The sequence below is a fragment of the Streptomyces cyaneus genome (assembly GCF_004028635.1).
Classification (GTDB): Bacteria; Actinomycetota; Actinomycetes; order Streptomycetales; family Streptomycetaceae; genus Streptomyces; species Streptomyces cyaneus.
Genome location: NZ_RQJW01000006.1, coordinates 51562 through 70602, shown reverse-complemented (window position 1 = coordinate 70602; position 19041 = coordinate 51562). Strand labels below are relative to the sequence as shown.

Here is a 19041-nt window from a genome sequence, read left to right as displayed (position 1 = left end):
CGATCAGATCCCCACAGTGAAGCCGTCGGACCAGACCTGCATCTCCTGCACGATGCGGTCCCACGCGCCGGTCAGCAGCAGCACACCGGTCACGATCATCATGGTGCCGCCGATGCGCATCACCCAGACATAGTGGCGCTTGACCCAGGCGAAGGCGCCGAGCGCCTTGCGGAAGGCTACGGCAGTGAGGACGAACGGAATGCCCAGGCCCAGGCAGTAGGCGACGGTCAGTATGGCGCCGCGTCCGGCGCTGGCCTCGTTGAAGGCGAGCGTCTGCACGGAGGACAGGGTCGGGCCGATGCAGGGCGCCCAGCCGATGCCGAAGAGGGCGCCGAGCAGGGGGGCGCCGGCCAGCCCGGTGGCCGGCTTGGTGTGGAAGCGGAACTCCCGCTGGCTGAGCCAGGGCATCAGGCCCATGAAGAACACGCCCATCAGGACCATGAGGACGCCGAGGATCTTCGTCAGGACGTCCTTGTTCTCCTGCAGGGTCGAGCCCCAGTAGCCGAACAGCGCCCCGCCGGAGACGAACACGGCGGTGAAGCCGAGCACGAAGAGGGAGGCACCGGCGACCATCCGGCCGCGCCGGGTCTCGGCCAGGTCGGTGCCGCTGACTCCGGTGACGTAGGACAGATAACCGGGGACGAGCGGCAGGACGCACGGGGAGAAGAAGGAGACGAGGCCGCCGAGCACCGCGATGGGCAGCGCGAGCAGCAGGGCGCCGTTCAGCACCGTGCCGTTGTACGTCGCGGCTGCGGCGAGCGTGGACACTGCGCTCACGTCACTTCTCCGCGAGGACGGGCTTGATGATGCTGCGCAGCGTGTCCTCGCCGAGCGGCTGGAGCGCACGCACCGCGATCCTGCCCTGGCGGTCGAAGACGAGCGTGGACGGGATCAGCTGCGGGTTGAGCGTGCCCTTCTTGAAGCGGAGCATCTGCTTGCCCGTGGGGTCGTACAGGCTCGGGTAGGTGACCCCGAACTCCTTCTCGAAGGCCTTCGCGGGGGTGGTGCTGGTGTCCCGGGTGTTGATGCCGACGAACTCGACGCCCTGGTCCTTGAGGTCCTCGTAGACGGTCTGGAAGTTCTTCGCCTCGGCCCGGCAGGGCGGGCACCACGATCCCCAGACGTTGATGACGAGGACTTTGCCCTTGTAGTCGGCGGTGGTGAGCTGCTTGCCGTCGATGGTCTCGCCGGACAGCACGGGAGCCGCGGACCGGTTGGCCTTGGCGACCGTGTCGATGCCGTTGTTGCCGGTGACGAAGTTGGTGTCACCGCCGCCGCCCGACGTGCCGCCGGAACTGCACGCGGACAGGGTCAGCGCGGCGGCCACGGCTGTCGCGGTGAGCAGGACGGCACGGCTGCGGTTCGAGCGCAGGGGGGCACGGCTGGCGGCACTCATGTGAAAAGTTTCGCATGCCCGTTCTGGGGATCTTGCGCACCCCCCTCCCGGACGTAGACCCGCATTTCAGGCGGCGTTTGAGGTGCTTCCCGAGGAGGATGTCGCGGTGCTCGTGCCGGTGGCCTTCAGGAACTCCTTCCAGCCACCGACGGGCTGCTGCCCCTTCGGCAGGGTCCGCAGCTTGGCGAGGACTTCCGGCTTCTGCACGTCCAGCCAGTCCACGAACTGCCGGAAGGAGACGAGCCGTACGTCGGCTCCCTTCTCCTTCTCGCGCGCGATGTGCTTGAAGGCCTGCTCGACGGCGTCCATGTAGATGCCGCCGTTCCAGTGCTCGAAGTGGTTGCCGATGAAGAACGGAGCGCGGTTTGTCTCGTATGCCCGCTTGAAGCCCGATATGTAGGACTCGGCGGCCTGCTTGCGCCAGCCCGGGTAGTTGTAGGAGGGCGCGTTGGTCGAGTTGATCGACTGGTTGGCGAGCATGTTGTAGTCCATCGAGAGGACCTCGAAGCTGTGCCCGGGGAAAGGTATCTGCTGCAACGGCAGGTCCCAGACGCCCCCCTTCTTCTCCGGCCACACCTGCTGACCGCCCGGCGATGAGGCGTCGTAGCGCCAGCCCAGCTCGCGGGCGGTGGGCAGCAGATTGTCCTGGCCGAGCAGGCACGGCGTACGGCCGCCGACGAGTTCCTTGTCGTAGTCGAAGGGCAGGGACGGCAGGTCGGTCCACCCGCTGTTGGTCCGCCACTCCTTCACAAAGGCCTTCGCCTGGTCGATCTCGCTGCGCCACTGCTTCGGCGTCCAGTTGCCGACGGTGCCGGTGCCGGCGCAGAAGTGGCCGTTGAAGTGGGTGCCTATCTCGTGCCCTTCGAGCCAGGCGCGGCGGACGTTGGTGAGCGTCGCCTTGATGTGCTCGTCGGTGAGGTAGCCGATGTCGGAGGCGCCGCGCGGGTTGTTCGGGGGCTCGTAGAGCCGCTTCTTCGACTCGGGCAGGAGGTACAGCCCCGAGAGGAAGAAGGTCATGCCCGCCCCGTGCTCCTTGGCGAGGTCGAGGAAGCGCGGGAAGAGGCCGTTGCCGACCTCGCCGGCACCGTCCCAGGAGAAGATGACGAACTGCGGCGGCTCCTGCCCCGGCTCCAGCGGCTCGGGCTTGCCCGGCTGGTGGGGCTGCTTGCCGGTGTACGAGGTGGAGCCGTCGCCGATGGGACGCGCGCGGTTGGTCTGGGTGCCGGGCTTGTTGTCCGAGTCGTTTCCGGAACCTCCGCCATGGTTCGACCCGTCTGACGGCGTGAGGGTGCCGCATCCCGCGAGTCCGAGGGCGGCGGCCGCTCCGGCTCCGAGCCCGAGAAGTCCCCTTCGGTTGAAGTCGCGCATTCCATTCCCGTCCGTCGCATCCTCTGGTGGTCACCCAGTCAGAGGGCGCGACGAACAGGGAGGTTCCGTCTAATCGCACACATTTCGGAACAAATGAAACAGGACTGTCACAGCGCCCCAAACGGACGTTGCGGACGTTGCCATGCGCCGGACTACGCGCCGAAGGCCTTGTCCTTCCCCTTCACCGGCTTGGCGCCGGCGCGGAGGTGGGCGGGGACGAGGTCGATGGCGGGCTCGGAGTAGCCGACGGACACGATCTTGTCGCCCTGGTACGTGAAGCTCGTCACCGACGCGAGCGTGCACTGCCGCTTGCGCGGGTCGTGCCACAGGCGCCGCTTCTCGACGTAACTGCGCACGATCCAGATCGGCAGCTGATGGCTGACCAGCACGGCCTCGTGCCCGCGCGCGGCGTCCTTGGCGGCATCGAGCGCGCCCATCATCCGGATGACCTGCTCGACGTACGGCTCACCCCAGGACGGCTTGAAGGGGTTGACGAGATGCTTCCAGTTCTCGGGCTTCTTCAGCGCCCCGTCCCCCACCCCGAAGGTCTTGCCCTGGAAGACGTTGTCGGCCTCGATGAGCCGCGCGTCGGTCGCGAGGTCGAGCCCGTGCGCCTTGGCGATGGGCGTCGCGGTCTCCTGCGCCCGCTCCAGCGGGGAGGCGCAGACGTACGTCACGTCGCGGGAGGCGAGATGCTCGGCGACCCGGTCGGCCATCTGCCGCCCGAGCTCGGACAGGTGATACCCCGCGAGACGGCCGTAGAGAATCCCGTCCGGGTTGGCCACTTCGCCGTGCCGCATGAGGTGTACGACGGTGATGTCGCTGTCGCTCTTGCTGATGCCGTCGCTCTTGCCGGCGCCGTCGCTCATGTTGATGCCGTCACTCATGCCGCCGTGGCCTCCGCCGCCGCTCGGGCCGCCGCCGGGAGGGCGTCGGCGATCCGCTGTACGGCCCGCTCGTCGTGTGCCGTGGAAACGAACCAGGACTCGAAGGACGAGGGCGGCAGATAGACGCCCTGCGCCAGCATCGAGTGGAAGAAGGCGGTGAAGCGGAAGGACTCCTGCCGCTTGGCGTCCTCGTAGTTGCGCACGTCCCGGTCCGTGAAGAAGACGGAGAACATGTTGGAGGCGGTCTGCAGTCGGTGCGCGACGCCTTCCTTGGCGAGGGCCTCGGTGAGGAGGGACTGGATCTGCGCGGAGACGGCGTTGACGGTGTCGTACGCGGCCTCGTCGAGGAGCCGCAGCTGAGCGAGGCCGGCGGCGGTGGCCACCGGGTTCCCGGAGAGGGTGCCGGCCTGGTAGACGGGCCCCGCGGGCGCGAGGTGGGCCATCACATCGGCGCGGCCACCGAAGGCGGCGGCCGGGAAGCCACCCCCCATCACCTTGCCGAAGGTCATGAGGTCGGGCTTGACCCCGTCGATGCCGTACCACCCGGCGCGACTGGTCCTGAACCCGGTCATGACCTCGTCGGAGATGTAGAGGGCACCGTTCTCACGGCAGGCGTCCTTGAGTCCCTGGTTGAACCCGGGGAGCGGCGGGACGACGCCCATGTTGCCGGGCGAGGCCTCGGTGATGACACAGGCGATCTCGCCGGGGTAGCGGTGGAAGGCCTCCTGCACGGCTTCGAGGTCGTTGTAGGGAAGGACGATGGTGTCGCCGGCCTGGGCGCCGGTAACACCAGGGGTGTCGGGCAGGGCGAAGGTGGCGACCCCGGACCCGGCGGCGGCGAGCAGCGAGTCGACGTGCCCGTGATAGCACCCGGCGAACTTGATCACCTTGGACCGCCGGGTGAACCCGCGGGCCAGCCGGATGGCGGACATGGTGGCCTCGGTACCGCTGGAGACGAGCCGCACCTGCTCGAGCGGTTCGATCCGGTCGACCATCTCCTCGGCGAGCGCGACCTCGCCCTCACCGGGCGTACCGAAGGACGTACCACGCGATACGGCGTCCTGGACGGCGGCGATCACGTCCGGGTGGGAGTGCCCGAGGATCATGGGCCCCCAGGAGCAGACGAGGTCCACGTACTCACGCCCGTCGGCGTCGGTCAGGTACGGACCCGTACCGGACACCATGAACCGGGGCGTACCGCCCACGGCCCGGAAGGCGCGCACCGGGGAGTTCACGCCGCCCGGCGTGACAGTGGCCGCACGGTCGAACAGAGCCTGCGAGGCAGGCGCATCGTATGGATAGGGCGTTCCTGAAGAGGGCGCTTCGCTCATGACCTGCGACTACTCCGACCTTCTCTGACCTACTCCGATGATCTCGGACTCCGGTTGCCAGTGACCTCCTCAGGGTAGGCCAGGGGGCGGCGGGGGCAGCGGGGTGCTGGTCGGCCGGGGCGGGGCAAGGGGTGATCGGCGCCGCCGGGGCCATGGGGGCCACTACTGACCTGACGTCCAGTTTCTCCCTCGACCACTCCCCCTCCACTCCCTGCTCCACTCCCCCCTCCACTCCCCTCTCCGCTCCCCCTCGCCCCCCATCACCCCCCGTCCCCTCCCCGCGATCTGCGAGACTGGACGTGATACACACAGCTCATGCGGGGCGTGATGGTCTGGGACTGAAAAGATCCTGCGGACAGGTGTTTCAGCGCACGTTTCGGCGGGCGGCCGTGGGGGAGGTCACTGACACGATGATCGGGTTGCGCGGCGGGCGCCACGCGTCCTAGAAAAGCAGTCGGGTGGAGATATGCATCGCGGTGGCGGGCTGGGCGAGGGGACTGATGACCTGGGTCCTCGACGTGCCCGGCGGGGAAGGCACCGGCGCGACGCGGAGGATTCGAACGAAGCACGTCAGGGACACGTAGTACCGGGTATGCCGGGTGTACCGAATGAGTCAGAGCGGGCCGACCGACGCAGCGAACGCAGCGATCGGCTGAGGGCGAGCAGGAATGGTGGTCGGGTGGGGGTGACGTACAAGTACTTCGGCGCGCCCGACGGTGCGACCGCGGCCCGTGTCCCGATCTCGATGCGCCCCGAGGAACTCGGCGGCGACGAGCTCGGCATGAACGGCATGTTCACCAAGATCAAGCCGGAGACCATGGCGGCCATGGTGCTGACGGGCATCGAGGGCGTCCCGCTGCACAAGGTCCCGCCGCTGGAGCTGGTCGTCCTGCACCCCGACTACGCGGTGGTCAAGCTTCCGATGACGGTGGTCGATCCGCTCCGTGGAATAGGAGAGGAAGCGGTCGGCGCGGCCGCCTTCATCTGGTCGACGGTGCCGGACCGGGGCGGGCCTCGGGATGCGTTCAATGTGTACCAACTGCTGCATGAGTGGCAGGACTTCAGCCATCGCCTTCATGAGGCGGGGCATCAGCCGTATTGCCTTGTGTGGCCCTGAGCTGGGGTTTCACTGGTATCGGCGGGGTTTTCGGGCCCCGCCTTCTTCATGTCCCCGGAGGGGCCGCCGGCCGGCGGAGGAACGGCCCCGTGCGTCCCTGACGGGAACCGCCGTCCCTCACAACACGGCGGGACGGCGGGACGGGGGCGACACCGGAGAACACTTTGCCGATCCCGTCAACAAACCGGAGAAGGGGCCCCGTATAGCCCCTCCCCGGCAGTAGGTTGGTCATACGGTCGCCCGCGACCCCGGCCCTCTCCGTGTAGTCCCCTCCCGCGCAACAGAGGCCCTGCGCAAGGCGAAAGCCATCCCACCGACCGAGGAGATGGGGCGTATGGGCCCGCATCCCGACGTGTTCGAGGAGTGCCGCGTGGTCCGGGTCGGCGGTGAGCTGGACGTGACGACCGCGCCGGCCTTCGCGCAGGATCTGGAGGGCGCCCGCCACGACACCGGCCGACTGTTCCTGATCATCGACCTGAGTGGCGTGACGTTCATGGACGGCAGTGTCCTGGACGCGTTGTGCGCGGCGTGGCACGACTGCCGCGGGCGGGGCGGATGGTTACGCGTGGTCCACACCCGGCCGGGACCGGCGCTCGTGTTCCGGGCCTGCGGCCTGGTGGAGCGGTTCCCTCGGTACGCGAGTGCCCAGGACGCCTGGCAGGACCTACCAGCAGACCGGCCGGCGGCGGACCCGCCCGCGTGATGCAAGGCGGAAGCCGAGCGGCGCCCCGCCCCGAAGTGCCCCGGCCGGCACAGGGCGTGGACAGGTGATCAGCGCTGTCGCTGCTGCTGGACGACGGCCGGACGGCCGAACCGTAGTGGTGCCGTCCCGAGTTGAGCGCGCAGTTCGAGGAACTCCAGCTCACGCTGGGCGAGGGTCCGGGCCCGGACCCTCGCCGAGGTGGCCACCATCGCGACGCCTTCGCCGCGTTCCGGTCGTACGCCCGCGCCCGTCACCTGCGTCTGTCGGACCTGGCCACACGGATCATCTCGGGCGCCTTCGACACCGACGTCATCCCGGCGCCCGGGGCGGCCCGGCCCGGGGGGCCGCCCCGGCTGACCGCCGTCACGTCCCCGGCCGTGCCCGCTCGGTGCCGGTGTCGACGAGGATCTGTTCGGCCTGCGTCACGCTGCCGGCGCGGACGGCCTCGGCCATGGCGGCGCGCGCGGCGTCGGGCGTCGCGTGCGGCGGGACCACGAGGAGGGAGAAGAGATCCTGCTCGCCTCGGGTGACGAGGACCGTGTCGTCGCCGACCGGGAACGAGTCGATGTGGACGAGACGGTCGTCGATGGTCATCCGCGTCGGCAGTCCTTCCCAGGCGTCTGCGTCCAGGCCGACCCGCGTGATGGGCCCGAGGTACTCGGTCAGCGCGGTGATCAAGCGGGGGAGCTCGGCGGTGATGTCGCGGGAACGCGGCCACCACGCTCCGTCGAGCACGCCCTGTCGGTCCTGTGTCGTCTCCAGCCGTACGACGGCCGTGCCGGGCCGCACTGCCTCGTGGACGGCGTCCGGCAGGAGCCTGGTCACACGCGGGGAGTCGGAGTCGGACATCGCTCTCGCCTGCCTGCCGGGATCAAGGACACGGTGGCTTCTCGTTTCACGGTACTCTCCGGCCGACGGCGACCGGGAAGCCCGCCGGTCACCCGCGGGGGCTGTGGGACACGCCGGAGTAGAGTGAGAGATCCGGCCCGTCTCGTACCGGGTCATCGAACTCCGAGGTCGCCATGCAGTCCACGGAAGCACCCTCGGGCGGGAACGCCGAGGTACGCATCGTCGCCGCCTCGCCCGAGGTCGCCCGTCGGGTCGCGGAGGTGCTCCGACGTTGCTTCGACGCCACCGAGCAGCGCAGCTACCCCGCGGGCGCCGAAGGAGGGACCCACCTCGACCTCACCGTGGACACCACCCGCCCGGCAGAACCCGCACGGTCGTGGCTGGAGAGCAGCCGGCCCACAGCGGACGGCCGCGGGCGGAGGTGAGCCGGGACCGGGGGAACGGTCCGCCCGGCCCTTTCGGGGAGTAGCGTGAGGTCATCGGGAGCACTTCGCGCACCGGCCCCGATGCCGGCGCCGTTCCCGTCGAGTGACGACACCGGGCGGCTGTGCGTGCACAGGCTCCGGAGACAGGTTTGCGTGATGTCCGCGACCAATTCCCGTCCCCCGCTACGGGCCATTCCCTTCAGGGCCCCGGCCGCACGCCTTGCGCTGAAATCCGAGAGCCCTTCCGCAGGGCCCGCCGAGCTGGACGGTGCCTGGTGGCCTCCTTCACGTGACTTGCCGAGCGAGCTCTCCGCTCTGGCGGACGTGCTGGATCCCCTGTGGGGACAGATCACCCGTATCGCCGTCAACCCCCGCAGCTGGCCGATCCTCCCACCCAGGATCTTCGTCAACGGCCGTGTGGTGAAGGTCGGTTGGTTCACCTCGGAGCTGGATCCGCACGCGATCCTGCTGCTGTCCCGCATCGCGGGCCGCCGGAACCTGCTGGTCGTCCCCCCGGAGACCGGCGCCCCCGCGGCCGCCCGGCTGATGGCCGCCGCAAGCGCGGAGACCGGCCCGCCGATGACCGCCACCGCGCTCATGTCGGCGGAACGGACCGACCACGGTGGTCCGGAGGCCGGGACCGGCGGTGCCTTCTTGTCGTACGGCTGGACTCAGCAGAGCGCCGTGGGGATGTGACGGTTCGAGGCGCAGCGCCCGTCAAGCCTGACCGTTCGCCGCGGCCGCCATGAGCGGTTGTGCGGCCTCCTCGGTCGTGTCCGGAGGTACGACCAGCAGGTCCCAGCGCCCCTTGCCGGGGGCGAGCAGGACGATGGTGTGCGGAGCTGATGCCGCGAGGCTCCTGCGTAGTCGTATGACCTCGTTGAAGACGAGCATCCGGCCGGGTACGGCGGACCATGTCGCTCCGTTGACCGTGACGCTGGTGATGTGACCCCAGGCGTGCGGCAACCCGGCGAGCAGCCGGGGGAGTTCGGTGAGCAGGTCGTACGAGCGCGGCCACCACGCTCCGTCGATGGGCCGGGGCATGCTGCCGAGAGGGGCCAGGTGCAGCCGGAGGACGGGGTGGGAGGGAAGCGGGGGTTGCAGTGCGGTGGTCATGAGGGCTCCTGCCAACTGCCGTGCGCGGACGAGTGGTTGATGTCAGGCGCGGCGGGCGGCGACACGGGCCGGACTCGGCCGGCGGACGTCGTGCACCCAGCCGAGGCGTTCCGCGATGTCGGCGGGATGGATGAGACTCCCTCACAGCAGCCGGCCGGCGAGACCGAGCGCCCGAACGGCAGGACGACGTCGTACCTCCGGGGCGGCGAGGCCGTGTCCTTCGGGACGGGCATGGTGGGGCTGGGTGACATGGAGGGGGCTCCTTGACCTCGGCGAGGGCCGCTGGGGTGGAGGTGCGGCCGGGGTCACGGGCTGCCCCTGATGGTGGGTGAGGTGTTGGGGACGACCTGTCGGTTAGGCACCAAACACCCTCGTTCTCCCCACCGTACTCTCCTTGCGGACGGAAACGGCCGGATGCCACCGGTCGGCGGCCTCCGGCAGGGTGCGTCCACACCGGTACCGCGTTGACACGGACCCTCGCCGGCCGTTGACTGGCAGCACGGCGCAGGCGGTGCCACCGACACGACGGAAGCGGTACACACGACCATGTACGACCAGACACGCGCCCAACAGCCCGCGAGCGGGCAGCCGGGCGACGCCGAACGTCGGCCCTCGGGTCCGAAGCCGCTGCTCTCTCCGGACGGTCGGGACGAGATCGTCCGGCGTCTCGGACATGCCGTCAACACCTTCGAGGACACCCCGCGCGAGGCGCTCGAAGAGGCCGAGGGCGCCTTCGACGAAGCCGCCGCCCAGCTCGTCAAGGCCCTTTCCGAACAACGGCAGGCGCTCCGCGCCGGCTGGCAGGGCCGGGACCCCGAGACGGACTCCGCCGAACTCCGGATCGCGCTGAGGCAGTACCGGGAGATCACCCAGCGGTTGCTGCGCACGTAGCAGCCGACGGGTCGTGCATGCCCGGCGCCACTCGTTCCGACGGCCGCCGTCAGCTCGTCCGAGCGCGGACGGCGGCCGTCGAGGGCTCCCCCGCGCGGCCGTTTCCCCCCTCTTCGGGCGCGTGTTCGGAGCCAGGTGCCCCGCATCGGACCGTACGACGGCGCGCGGGAGCGACCGCGCAGGTCTCGCGACGAGGGGAGGTCATGGGTAGGGCAACGAGGCGAAGGCAAGGGCCGGCCGGAGTGGGCAATGGAAGCCGACGGCTGTGCGAGGGCTGCGAATAGGTCCTTGCCCGGAGTCACGGGGCACGGGCAGCCGTCAGGGCTGCCGAACGCCGCAAGCCTAGGTGCGCCTCCCCCGGATGAGAACCCCCCGGACGCCCCGGACGCCGACCCGCCGGGCCGGAGTGCCGTGGAACGTGCCGGGAGTTCTCCGCACGTCGGCCCTAAAGGCCGAATCGGCGGGCAGAGCACGGACCGCGAACTCACAGGCAGGCCAGGTGGTTCGACAGCCGGGTCCGGGAGGCGCCGGGCGCGTCGCCGAGGTCGGCCGGGCAGGTCGGCGCCTTGTGCAGGGCGAGCAGGATCCGGCAGCGGATCGGGGCGGCGAGCGCGTGGTCGAGACGGGCCTGCACGTCGATGTCGGAGGCGATGGTCAGCACGCCATGACAGTGCAGCCGTACGCTCGGCACCGACGGGACAAGAGAGGGCAGCAGAAGTGACCGACGACGGGCGGGACCTGGCCGAAACGCAACGCGCGCACTGGCAGAGCACCTACACCGCTCACCCCGGAATGTACGGCGAGGAGCCGTCCGCCCCTGCGGTCCACGCAGCCGCCGTCTTCCACGCGGCCGGAGCCCGCGAGGTCCTGGAACTCGGCGCCGGCCACGGCCGCGACGCCCTGCACTTCGCACACGAAGGGTTCACCGTCCAGGCCACCGACTTCTCCGCCACCGGCCTGGAGCAGCTGCGCACCGCCGCCCGCCGGAAGGGCGTGGACGGCCGCGTGACGACCTCGGTCCACGATGTCCGTGACCCGCTGCCACTGCCGGACGCCTCGGTGGACGCGGTCTTCGCGCACATGCTGCTGTGCATGGCCCTGTCCACCCCGGAGATCCAGGCCCTGGTCGGCGAGATCGCCCGGGTGCTGCGGCCCGGCGGCACCTTCGTCTACACCGTCCGCCACACCGGTGACACCCACTACGGCGTCGGCACCTCACACGGCGACGACATCTTCGAGCACGGCGGCTTCGCCGTGCACTTTTTCCCGCGCGCACTCGTCGACACCCTCGCCCAAGGCTGGATCCTGAACGAGGTCCACGCCTTCGAGGAGGGTGACCTGCCGCGCCGACTGTGGCGCGTCACTCAGACACTGCCGCAGACGCCGGGAGCTTGACGGCCCGGCGGGGAGTTCACCGGCGACCGGGCCTTCGTCGCTCGGTCAGGTCAGCTTCTTGAGGATTTCGGCCGCGGCCGGTCCGGCGGAGGCGGGGTTCTGGCCGGTGACCAGGTTGCGGTCGACGACCACGTTCGGGGCCCATGGCTCGCCTTCCTGGTAGTCGGCGCCGATCTCGACCAGGCGGTCCTGGAGCAGCCACTTGGCCCTGGTGGCAAAGTCGGCCTGGGCCTCTTCGGCGTTGCTGAAGCCGGTGAGGCGGTAGCCGGCGAAGGCGTTGCCGCCGTCGGCCGCGGTGGCGGCCAGCAGCGCGGCCGGGGCGTGGCACACCACGCCGAGTGGCTTGCCCGAGGAGAGGGCGTCGACGAGCAGCTTGCCGGAGGTGGGGTCGACGGCCAGGTCCTCCATCGGGCCGTGGCCGCCGGGGTAGAAGACGGCGGCGTAGTCGTCGAGTTCGACGTCCTCCAGCCTGATGGGGCGCTGGATCTCACTGATCGTGGCGAGGACGTCCGCCATCTGCTTGGCGCCCTCCTCGCCGCCGTTGTACTGCGGCGCCAGGCTGACCTGGTCCACCGACGGCACGACGCCGCCCGGCGTGGCCACGACGATCTCACGGCCCGCGGCCTTGAACGCCTGGTACGGGGCGACGGCCTCCTCGGCCCAGAAGCCGGTCGGGTGCTTGGTGCCGTCGGCCAGAGTCCAGTGGTCGGCGCCGGTCATCACAAAAAGAATCTTCGACATGGTGCGGTCTCCGAGAGTCGGGATTCAGGCGCTGACGCTGCGCAGCACTCAGGGCGTCAGCTGTCTCTGGCTCTCGAAACTAGAACTGCTGCAGTGTCCGCGCCATCGGAGGCAGGCACCGGTACCAGTTTCTGCACGGTGCACGGCCGCCTTCCCGCCCTGACCTATCTTGTCGCCCATGCAGTCATACACGATCGGCCAGGCGGCGCGGCTGCTCGGCGTGAGTCCGGACACCGCGCGGCGATGGGCGGATGCGGGCCGGGTGGCGACCCATCGCGACGAGGGCGGGAAGCGGCTCATCGACGGGAAGGACCTGGCCGCATTCTCCGTGGAGCTCGCCAAGGGCGGGAGCGGTGAGGAGGACGCCCCCTATACGTCGGTCCGCAACGCCTTTCCCGGCATCGTCACCGCGATCAAGCTCGGTGACGTGGCGGCGCAGGTGGAGATCCAGGCCGGACCGCACCGGCTCGTCTCCCTGCTCACACGGGAGGCCGTGGAGGAGCTGGGACTGGAGGTCGGCATGGAGGCCACCGCCCGGGTGAAGTCGACGAACGTGCACATCGACCGCGTCTGATCGACCGCGCCTGACCGGGCAGGGCGCACGCGTCCGATCGGGCCGGACGACCCGTCCTGTACAAACGCACATGCCATGCCAGTGAACAGAAGGCCCAGCTCATGCGATGAGACAGGCGACTTTCCCCTCGCACTTGCGGCAGTATCATCTGCGCATACGCACCTACCGGCTCCGTAGTCGAGTCCGGTCAGGATCAGAGGGAGTGGCCCCGTGATGACCCGTTCCGTGCGTCGGACCCGTCGGACCCGTCGGACGCTGCAGGTGACCGGCGCAGGCGCCGCGGCCCTGCTGGCCCTGAGCGCCTGCTCCTCCTCGGACGACTCCACGTCGGCCAAGTCGGACGCCCCGGCGTCGGCCTCCGCCTCGGGCAAGCTCTCCGGCGACGTGACCGTCTTCGCCGCGGCCTCGCTGAAGGAGAGCTTCGAGACGCTGGGCAAGGCGTTCGAGAAGGCCCACCCCGGCACCAAGGTGACCTTCAGCTTCGGCGGCAGCGACGCGCTCGCCGCGAGCATCACCGGCGGTGCCCCGGCGGACGTGTTCGCCTCGGCCAGCCCCAAGACGATGAAGATCGTCACCGACGCCGGGGACGCCTCCGGCACGCCCGCCACCTTCGTGCGCAACCAGCTGGAGATCGCCACCCTGCCGGGCAACCCCGACAAGGTCGCCTCGCTGAAGGACCTCACCAAGTCCGGCCTGAAGGTCGTGCTGTGCGACAAGGCGGTGCCGTGCGGCGCCGCCGCCCAGAAGGCCCTGGACGCCGGCAAGCTGAAGCTCACCCCGGTCTCCTACGAGGAAGACGTCAAGGCCGCCCTGAACAAGGTGGTGCTGAAGGAGGCCGACGCCGCGGTCGTCTACAAGACCGATGTGCAGGCCGCGGGTGACAAGGTGGAGGGCGTGGAGTTCCCCGAGGCGGCCGACGCCATCAACGACTACCCGATCACCGTGCTCAAGGACGCGCCGAACGCCGAGGCCGCCAAGGCGTTCATCGCGCTCGTGCAGTCCACCGAGGGGCAGAAGGTCCTGAACGCGGCCGGGTTCCTCAAGCCATGACGTCCTCCTGGCGTGGGGGCCAGGGGAGTCGCGGGGCTCGCGGGGGCGCACCGCTGCCGCTCCTCCTGCCCGCGCTGATCGGCCTGGCGTTCCTGGTCCTCCCGCTCGTCGCGCTGCTGATCCGGGCCCCCTGGCGGAGCATGCCCGACCTGCTGACCAGCACGGAGGTGTGGCAGGCTCTCCAGCTCTCGCTGGTCTGCGCGACCGCGGCGACAGCGGTCAGCCTGGTCATCGGGGTGCCGTTGGCCTGGCTGCTGGCCCGGGTCGAGTTCCCGGGGCGTGGTCTCGTACGGGCCCTCGTCACCCTTCCGCTCGTCCTGCCGCCGGTGGTGGGCGGTGTGGCGCTGCTGATGGCGCTGGGCCGCAACGGCGTCGTTGGCCAGTGGCTGGACTCCTGGTTCGGGATCACCCTGCCCTTCACCACCGCCGGGGTCGTCGTCGCGGAGGCGTTCGTCGCCATGCCGTTCCTCGTGATCAGCGTGGAGGGCACCCTGCGCGCCGCCGACCCGCGCTACGAGGAGGCCGCGACCACGCTGGGCGCCTCCCGCTTCACCGCGTTCCGCCGGGTCACGCTGCCGCTCATCGCGCCCGGCATCGCGGCCGGTGCCGTGCTGGCCTGGGCACGGGCGCTCGGCGAGTTCGGCGCGACCATCACCTTCGCCGGCAACTTCCCCGGGCGTACGCAGACCATGCCGCTCGCCGTCTACCTGGCGTTGCAGAGCGACCCGGAGGCCGCGATCGCCCTCAGCCTCGTCCTGCTGGCCGTGTCCATCGCGGTCCTGGCGGGACTGCGTGACCGCTGGATGACCCCCTCATGACCGACATCGAGAAGAACCCGAAGGTCAGGCAGTCCGCCATCGGCGCCCCCAGCCCCGCGCATGAGGGAACTGACGCCCGTCGTGAAGGACTCGACGCCCGGCTGGTGGTCGAGCGCGGCTCCTTCCGCCTGGACGTGGCGCTGACCGCGGCCCCCGGTGACGTGGTCGCGCTCCTCGGCCCCAACGGCGCCGGCAAGACCACCGCCCTGCGCGCCCTGGCCGGGCTCGTCCCGCTCACCGACGGTCATCTGCGGCTGGACGGCACGGAGTTGGACCGTACGCCGCCGGAGTCCCGCCCGGTCGGGGTCGTCTTCCAGGACTACCTGCTCTTCCCTCACCTCACCGCGCTGGACAACGTGGCCTTCGGGCCGCGCTGCCACGGCGCCACCAAGGCTCAGGCCCGCGCCCAGGCCGCCGAGTGGCTGGAGCGCATGGACCTCGCCGCCCACGCGGGCGCCAAACCTCGCCGCCTCTCCGGCGGCCAGGCGCAACGCGTAGCCCTCGCCCGCGCCCTGGCCACCCACCCCCGCCTGCTCCTCCTCGACGAGCCGCTCGCCGCCCTCGACGCCCGCACCCGCCTCGACGTACGCGCCCAACTCCGCCACCACCTGGCCGACTTCGAGGCCGTCGCCGTACTCGTCACCCACGACCCCCTCGACGCCATGGTCCTGGCCGACCACCTCGTCGTCATCGAGGACGGCCGCATCGTCCAGGAGGGCACCCCCGCCGACATCGCCCGCCATCCGCGCACCGACTACATCGCCCACCTGGTCGGCCTCAACCTCTACCGGGGGCAGGCCGAGGGGCACACCGTCCGCGTGGACGACACCTCGTCGGTCACGATCACGACCACGGAGGCTCTCACCGGCCCGGCCTTCGTGGCCTTCCCGCCCAGCGCGGTCACCCTCCACCGCGACCGCCCCACCGGCTCCAGCGCCCGCAACCTCTGGCGCTGCGAGGTGGCCGGCCTGGAAACCCACGGCGACCAGATCCGCGCCGCCCTCACCGGCGAACTCCCCCTGGCCGCCGACCTGACCACGGTCGCCGCCGCCGAACTCGACCTCCGTCCGGGTGCCGCGGTCTGGGCCACGGTCAAGGCGGCCCAGACACACGCGTACCCCGCCTGACTCACCCCTGCGGACGCAGCCCCGGGAACAGGGCGCGGGCGCGGTCGGGGTCGGGGGTGACGAAGACCCCGTCGGCCGTGACGAGGGGTGCGTCCGGGTCCGTCCGGGTGGTGATCGACCCGCCCACGAAGATCTTGCGGTCGTCCGTGCCGGTGACGCGGGCGAGGACCCGCAGGGGTGTCTCCAGCGGGACCGGGCGGTGGTAGCGCATCTGCAGAGAGACGGTCAGGCCGGCCATGCCGGCCGCTGCGCAGCCGCGGCCCATGAGTTCGTCCAGGAGCATGGCGCTCATGCCGCCGTGGCCGTAGCCGGGCGGGCGGGCCGTATCGTGAGAGCCGTGAAGGAGACCGCGGCCAAGGAGACAGCGACCGCCGAGCCCCCGCTGCCGCCCGCCCCGGGTGCGGAGCAGTACCCGTCGCTCGCTCTCGTCAACAGCGTCATCGCGGTGCCGGGTGGGCAGTTCGTCGACCTCATCGGCACCCCGGCCGAGGCGAACCGGTGGCTCACCGACCGTGGCCTCGCTCCGGTCGACGCCGGCATGCGGGACATGTGCGCCGCGCAGCTGCGCTCCCTGCGGGAGCAGATCCGGGCGTTGTTCGCCTCGCGGGTCGAGGCGCTGCCCGCTCTCCCCGCGGCCCTGGCCGCCGTGAACGACGCGCTGACCAGGGTTCCCACGGCCCCGCTCCTGCAGTGGGACGAGAAGAACGGCCCCTATCGCGCGGCCTCGCACCCCACCACCGAGATCGTCGACCACGCCCTGGCGACCCTCGCCGCCGACGCCGCCGACCTGCTCACCTCGCCCGACGCCGAACGCCTCACGGCCTGCGGCTCCCCGCCCTGCAACCGCTACCTGCTCCGGCACGGCCGCCGCCACTGGTGCAGCACCCGCTGCGGCGACCGCGCCCGCGCGGCCCGCGCCTACGCCCGGCGCACGCAGTCCCCGACGGACTGACGGCACGCACCACCCGGGCGTGGGCGCCGAGCGAGCCGAGAAGGCGCGAGAAGGTGCAAGAGGGCGCGAGAAGGTGAAAGCCGCTGCCGCCTAGAACCGCCCCTGACGCTCGCAGTCCGGGGTGATGGTGTCGCCGGCCTCGCCGACCACCTGGTCGCTGCCTCCGCTGTCGCAGGTCACCGAGTCGTTGCCGCGCACGCCGTCGCGCAGGTTGATCGAGTCGTTGCCGGCGCCGGTCCGCACGAAGTCGCCGCCTCGCCCTGCATCGACGGAGGTGTTGATGGGCGCCGTGGAGAAGAAGCTGTCGCCGAAGTTGCCCAGGGTGGCGTTGATGCGCGTGACGCCGCCCATTCCGGTGGCGGGGCCGCAGTCGACGGCGGTGCCGTCGGTGCCGGGCATCGGCATACAGCCCCGGCCCGCGGCGATGCCCGCGTCATCCTCGACGATCAGGTGCCCGTTGCGGAGGTCGATGCCGACCCTGATGCCGTTCACCACGTTGTCGCGGGCCTGGACATGGACGGTGCCGCCGGAGCGGGTCGCCGTCGAGCCGGGGGACTCCTGCGCGACGGCGGGGACGGCGAGGGCGGTGAGGGCGGTGAGGGCAGTGAGGAGGGCGGCCGACGTCAGGGACACTCCCGCGGGCAGAACCTTCGTGATCTTCATGCTGCACTTCTCTCCTTGATCCGAGAGAGGGCGCCCGGGGCGACGCCGCTCGGCGCCATCCAAACAGTCCGTAATCGATCACGCACAGTAAGCCACGCGCGCGAGTGTCGCGCATGGGTTCGCGCGCACCCGAGTCACGCCCCGTCGATCAGCGCGAGACCCTTGACGCAGGGACCTTCCAGGACGAGGTCGAACCAGACGGCCTTGCCGTGCGGCACGGCGGGGCCGTGGCCCCACTGTCCGTGCGTGAGAGCGTCCACGAGATACAGGCCCCGGCCGCCCGTCTCCCACTCCTGCGGGGTCAACTCCCGGGGCACCGGCGGATTTTCGTCCTTGTCGTACACGACGACACGCACCCGCCCCGCCTCCACGCCCAGCCACAGCGCGGCACCGTCGCCGCCCTTGGCATGCACGCAGGCGTTGGTGACGAGTTCGGAGGTACACAGGGTGGCGTCGTCGACGAGTTCGGTGTCGAGTCGCAGTTCACGGAGGACGGAGGCGACGAAGTCGCGGGCGATACGAGGGGAGGTTTCAAGGGGTGGGCAGACGAGGGTGTATGAGGGCATGGGGGATCAACTCCGTTGAGGTGAGGGGTGGTTGGCACGCTCGGTCACGTTGCTGTCCGGCGCCCCGGTGTCGATGGTCGGGGTGGCGCTTCCAACGGGGCGCGGGCGTGCGGGAGTTGCGGATGAGTAGCCAGTTGGGCACTCTCCGTGAGTACGGCACGAAGGTACTCGGTATATTTGCAACGGCGCAACTGCGTCACCGGAATTGAGGAGGACGGCATGCCGCCCAGGGTCACGCCCACCACACGTCAGGCGCGACTTGGCGCGGAACTGCGCAGGTTGCGCGAGGCCGCAGGGTTGGTCTCACGGGATGTCGCCGCCTGGTTGGGCACGAGCCAGGCCCAGATCAGCAACATCGAGTCGGGGAAGCACGGCATCAGCGAGGAGCGGCTGCGCAGGCTCGCCGAGCACTACGCCTGCGACGACAACCAACTCGTCGATGCGCTGGTGGAGGTGGCGAACGAGCGGGACAAGGGCTGGTGGGAGGAGTACCGCAGCGTTCTGGCACCCAAGGCACTCGATCTGGCCGAACTGGAGCACCACGCGTCGTACGTCCGCACGTTCCAGGTCGTGCACATTCCGGGGGTTCTCCAGACCGAGGAACACGTACGCGCTGCCCTGGTCTTCGTCGAGCCGGGCACTCCGGAAGACGTCCGTGAGGCTCGCGTCAGCTTCCGCATGCAGCGCCAGCAGGTGCTTGATTCCGGGACGCCGTACGACGTGGTCATCCACGAGGCCGCACTACGAATGCGCGTCGGCGGCTCCAAGGTCGCCCGTGCTCAGCTCGAGCATCTCCTCCAGGCATCCGAGAGGGAATCCGTCACCCTTCGTGTCATCCCCTTCACCAGCGAGGGCTTCGCGGGTGCGGGCCTGGCCATGCAGTACGTCGGCGGAGTCGTCGCCCAACTGGACACCGTGCAGATCGATACGCCGCACGGTGCCGAATTCATCGACGCGCCCGCTCAACTGCACCGCTATCGGGCCAAACTCGAACGCGTTGACAACGCCGCGCTCCCACAGGACGCTTCCCTCGACCTCATCCGCCGTATTGCCCAGGAATTGTGAGAGGCCC

At 70.3% G+C, this 19041-nt stretch carries 25 protein-coding genes and 1 pseudogene; 13 read left to right on the top strand and 13 right to left on the bottom strand.

All coding sequences use genetic code 11. The annotated features are described in order from the left end of the window. Positions 1-3 precede the first annotated feature (3 nt). From EHO50_RS22395 to hemL, 5 genes are all read right to left on the bottom strand, one after another. Entirely contained in the window at positions 4-777 is a 774-nt protein-coding gene (locus EHO50_RS22395; protein ID WP_128432782.1) for a cytochrome c biogenesis CcdA family protein, read from the bottom strand. Between the two features lies 1 nt (position 778). Further along, entirely contained in the window at positions 779-1396 is a 618-nt protein-coding gene (locus tag EHO50_RS22390) for a TlpA family protein disulfide reductase (protein WP_128432780.1), read from the bottom strand. Positions 1397-1462: 66 nt separating this feature from the next. Next, positions 1463-2764 carry a polysaccharide deacetylase family protein gene (locus tag EHO50_RS22385; protein WP_128432767.1) on the bottom strand — a complete coding sequence of 434 codons (1302 nt, stop codon included), beginning with the start codon at positions 2762-2764 and terminating at the stop codon, positions 1463-1465. A 152-nt stretch (positions 2765-2916) separates the two neighbouring features. Then, positions 2917-3633, bottom strand: a complete 717-nt coding sequence (locus EHO50_RS22380; RefSeq protein ID WP_128433468.1) for a histidine phosphatase family protein — start codon at positions 3631-3633, stop codon at positions 2917-2919. Positions 3634-3647: 14 nt separating this feature from the next. Beyond that, positions 3648-4982 carry a glutamate-1-semialdehyde 2,1-aminomutase gene (gene hemL / locus EHO50_RS22375; protein WP_128432764.1) on the bottom strand — a complete coding sequence of 445 codons (1335 nt, stop codon included), beginning with the start codon at positions 4980-4982 and terminating at the stop codon, positions 3648-3650. A gap of 679 nt (positions 4983-5661) precedes the next feature. Here hemL and EHO50_RS22365 point away from each other — a divergent pair. After that, positions 5662-6099: a hypothetical protein gene (locus EHO50_RS22365; RefSeq protein ID WP_003974483.1), complete on the top strand. Its 438-nt coding sequence runs from the start codon at positions 5662-5664 to the stop codon at positions 6097-6099. A gap of 334 nt (positions 6100-6433) precedes the next feature. Beyond that, entirely contained in the window at positions 6434-6802 is a 369-nt protein-coding gene (locus EHO50_RS22360; protein ID WP_128432761.1) for an STAS domain-containing protein, read from the top strand. Between the two features lie 68 nt (positions 6803-6870). Here the strand turns inward: EHO50_RS22360 and EHO50_RS44095 are convergent, their stop codons facing one another. Then, positions 6871-7011 (bottom strand): hypothetical protein, encoded by a 141-nt coding sequence (locus EHO50_RS44095; protein WP_164904914.1) that lies wholly within the window; start codon positions 7009-7011, stop codon positions 6871-6873. A 154-nt stretch (positions 7012-7165) separates the two neighbouring features. Further along, positions 7166-7651, bottom strand: a complete 486-nt coding sequence (locus tag EHO50_RS22350; RefSeq protein WP_128432758.1) for a DUF5994 family protein — start codon at positions 7649-7651, stop codon at positions 7166-7168. 173 nt (positions 7652-7824) lie between these two features. Here EHO50_RS22350 and EHO50_RS22345 point away from each other — a divergent pair, with 173 nt between their 5' ends. Continuing rightward, on the top strand, positions 7825-8076 hold the full coding sequence (locus EHO50_RS22345; RefSeq protein WP_128432755.1) for a hypothetical protein: 252 nt from the start codon (positions 7825-7827) through the stop codon (positions 8074-8076). Between the two features lie 192 nt (positions 8077-8268). After that, the gene (locus EHO50_RS22340) at positions 8269-8772 is read left to right on the top strand and encodes a DUF5994 family protein (RefSeq protein ID WP_425472257.1); all 504 of its coding nucleotides are present in this window, start codon (positions 8269-8271) and stop codon (positions 8770-8772) included. Between the two features lie 21 nt (positions 8773-8793). Here the strand turns inward: EHO50_RS22340 and EHO50_RS22335 are convergent, their stop codons facing one another. Next, a complete protein-coding gene (locus EHO50_RS22335; RefSeq protein WP_128432749.1) occupies positions 8794-9192 on the bottom strand; it encodes a DUF5994 family protein in 399 nt (132 codons plus the stop codon). Positions 9193-9318: 126 nt separating this feature from the next. Between EHO50_RS22335 and EHO50_RS44090 the strand changes: the two genes are divergently transcribed. After that, entirely contained in the window at positions 9319-9459 is a 141-nt protein-coding gene (locus tag EHO50_RS44090) for a hypothetical protein (protein ID WP_164904913.1), read from the top strand. A 279-nt stretch (positions 9460-9738) separates the two neighbouring features. Beyond that, positions 9739-10083: a hypothetical protein gene (locus tag EHO50_RS22330; protein WP_128432746.1), complete on the top strand. Its 345-nt coding sequence runs from the start codon at positions 9739-9741 to the stop codon at positions 10081-10083. A 487-nt stretch (positions 10084-10570) separates the two neighbouring features. Here the strand turns inward: EHO50_RS22330 and EHO50_RS22325 are convergent. Then, positions 10571-10744, bottom strand: a pseudogene (locus tag EHO50_RS22325) (ArsR family transcriptional regulator); the annotation flags it as partial. 56 nt (positions 10745-10800) lie between these two features. On the opposite strand from EHO50_RS22325, the gene EHO50_RS22320 reads away from it, so the two are divergent. Next, positions 10801-11478, top strand: a complete 678-nt coding sequence (locus EHO50_RS22320) for a class I SAM-dependent methyltransferase (protein ID WP_128432740.1) — start codon at positions 10801-10803, stop codon at positions 11476-11478. A 45-nt stretch (positions 11479-11523) separates the two neighbouring features. Here EHO50_RS22320 and EHO50_RS22315 read toward each other — a convergent pair whose 3' ends face one another. Beyond that, on the bottom strand, positions 11524-12219 hold the full coding sequence (locus EHO50_RS22315) for a type 1 glutamine amidotransferase domain-containing protein (RefSeq protein ID WP_128432738.1): 696 nt from the start codon (positions 12217-12219) through the stop codon (positions 11524-11526). 178 nt (positions 12220-12397) lie between these two features. Here EHO50_RS22315 and EHO50_RS22310 point away from each other — a divergent pair, with 178 nt between their 5' ends. From EHO50_RS22310 to EHO50_RS22295, 4 genes are all read left to right on the top strand, one after another. Further along, positions 12398-12793, top strand: coding sequence for a TOBE domain-containing protein (locus EHO50_RS22310; RefSeq protein ID WP_128432735.1), 396 nt, complete (start codon positions 12398-12400; stop codon positions 12791-12793). Between the two features lie 213 nt (positions 12794-13006). Next, positions 13007-13843, top strand: a complete 837-nt coding sequence (gene modA, locus EHO50_RS22305; protein ID WP_128432732.1) for a molybdate ABC transporter substrate-binding protein — start codon at positions 13007-13009, stop codon at positions 13841-13843. Next, the gene (gene modB, locus EHO50_RS22300; protein ID WP_128432730.1) at positions 13840-14661 is read left to right on the top strand and encodes a molybdate ABC transporter permease subunit; all 822 of its coding nucleotides are present in this window, start codon (positions 13840-13842) and stop codon (positions 14659-14661) included. The genes modA and modB overlap by 4 nt, the downstream gene beginning before the upstream one ends. Next, a complete protein-coding gene (locus EHO50_RS22295; RefSeq protein WP_246101332.1) occupies positions 14658-15788 on the top strand; it encodes an ABC transporter ATP-binding protein in 1131 nt (376 codons plus the stop codon). The genes modB and EHO50_RS22295 overlap by 4 nt, the downstream gene beginning before the upstream one ends. 1 nt (position 15789) lies before the next feature. Here EHO50_RS22295 and EHO50_RS22290 read toward each other — a convergent pair whose 3' ends face one another. Further along, on the bottom strand, positions 15790-16197 hold the full coding sequence (locus tag EHO50_RS22290) for a PaaI family thioesterase (protein WP_281288245.1): 408 nt from the start codon (positions 16195-16197) through the stop codon (positions 15790-15792). Between EHO50_RS22290 and EHO50_RS22285 the strand changes: the two genes are divergently transcribed. Then, the gene (locus tag EHO50_RS22285; protein WP_425472246.1) at positions 16117-16740 is read left to right on the top strand and encodes a CGNR zinc finger domain-containing protein; all 624 of its coding nucleotides are present in this window, start codon (positions 16117-16119) and stop codon (positions 16738-16740) included. The two genes, EHO50_RS22290 and EHO50_RS22285, sit on opposite strands and share 81 nt — an antisense overlap. A 90-nt stretch (positions 16741-16830) precedes the next feature. On the opposite strand, the gene EHO50_RS22280 is transcribed toward EHO50_RS22285, so the two are convergent. Further along, on the bottom strand, positions 16831-17403 hold the full coding sequence (locus EHO50_RS22280) for a hypothetical protein (RefSeq protein ID WP_128432724.1): 573 nt from the start codon (positions 17401-17403) through the stop codon (positions 16831-16833). Positions 17404-17537: 134 nt separating this feature from the next. Beyond that, the gene (locus EHO50_RS22275; RefSeq protein ID WP_128432721.1) at positions 17538-17969 is read right to left on the bottom strand and encodes an ATP-binding protein; all 432 of its coding nucleotides are present in this window, start codon (positions 17967-17969) and stop codon (positions 17538-17540) included. Positions 17970-18188: 219 nt separating this feature from the next. Between EHO50_RS22275 and EHO50_RS22270 the strand changes: the two genes are divergently transcribed. Then, positions 18189-19034, top strand: a complete 846-nt coding sequence (locus EHO50_RS22270) for a helix-turn-helix domain-containing protein (RefSeq protein WP_128432718.1) — start codon at positions 18189-18191, stop codon at positions 19032-19034. Positions 19035-19041 lie beyond the last annotated feature (7 nt).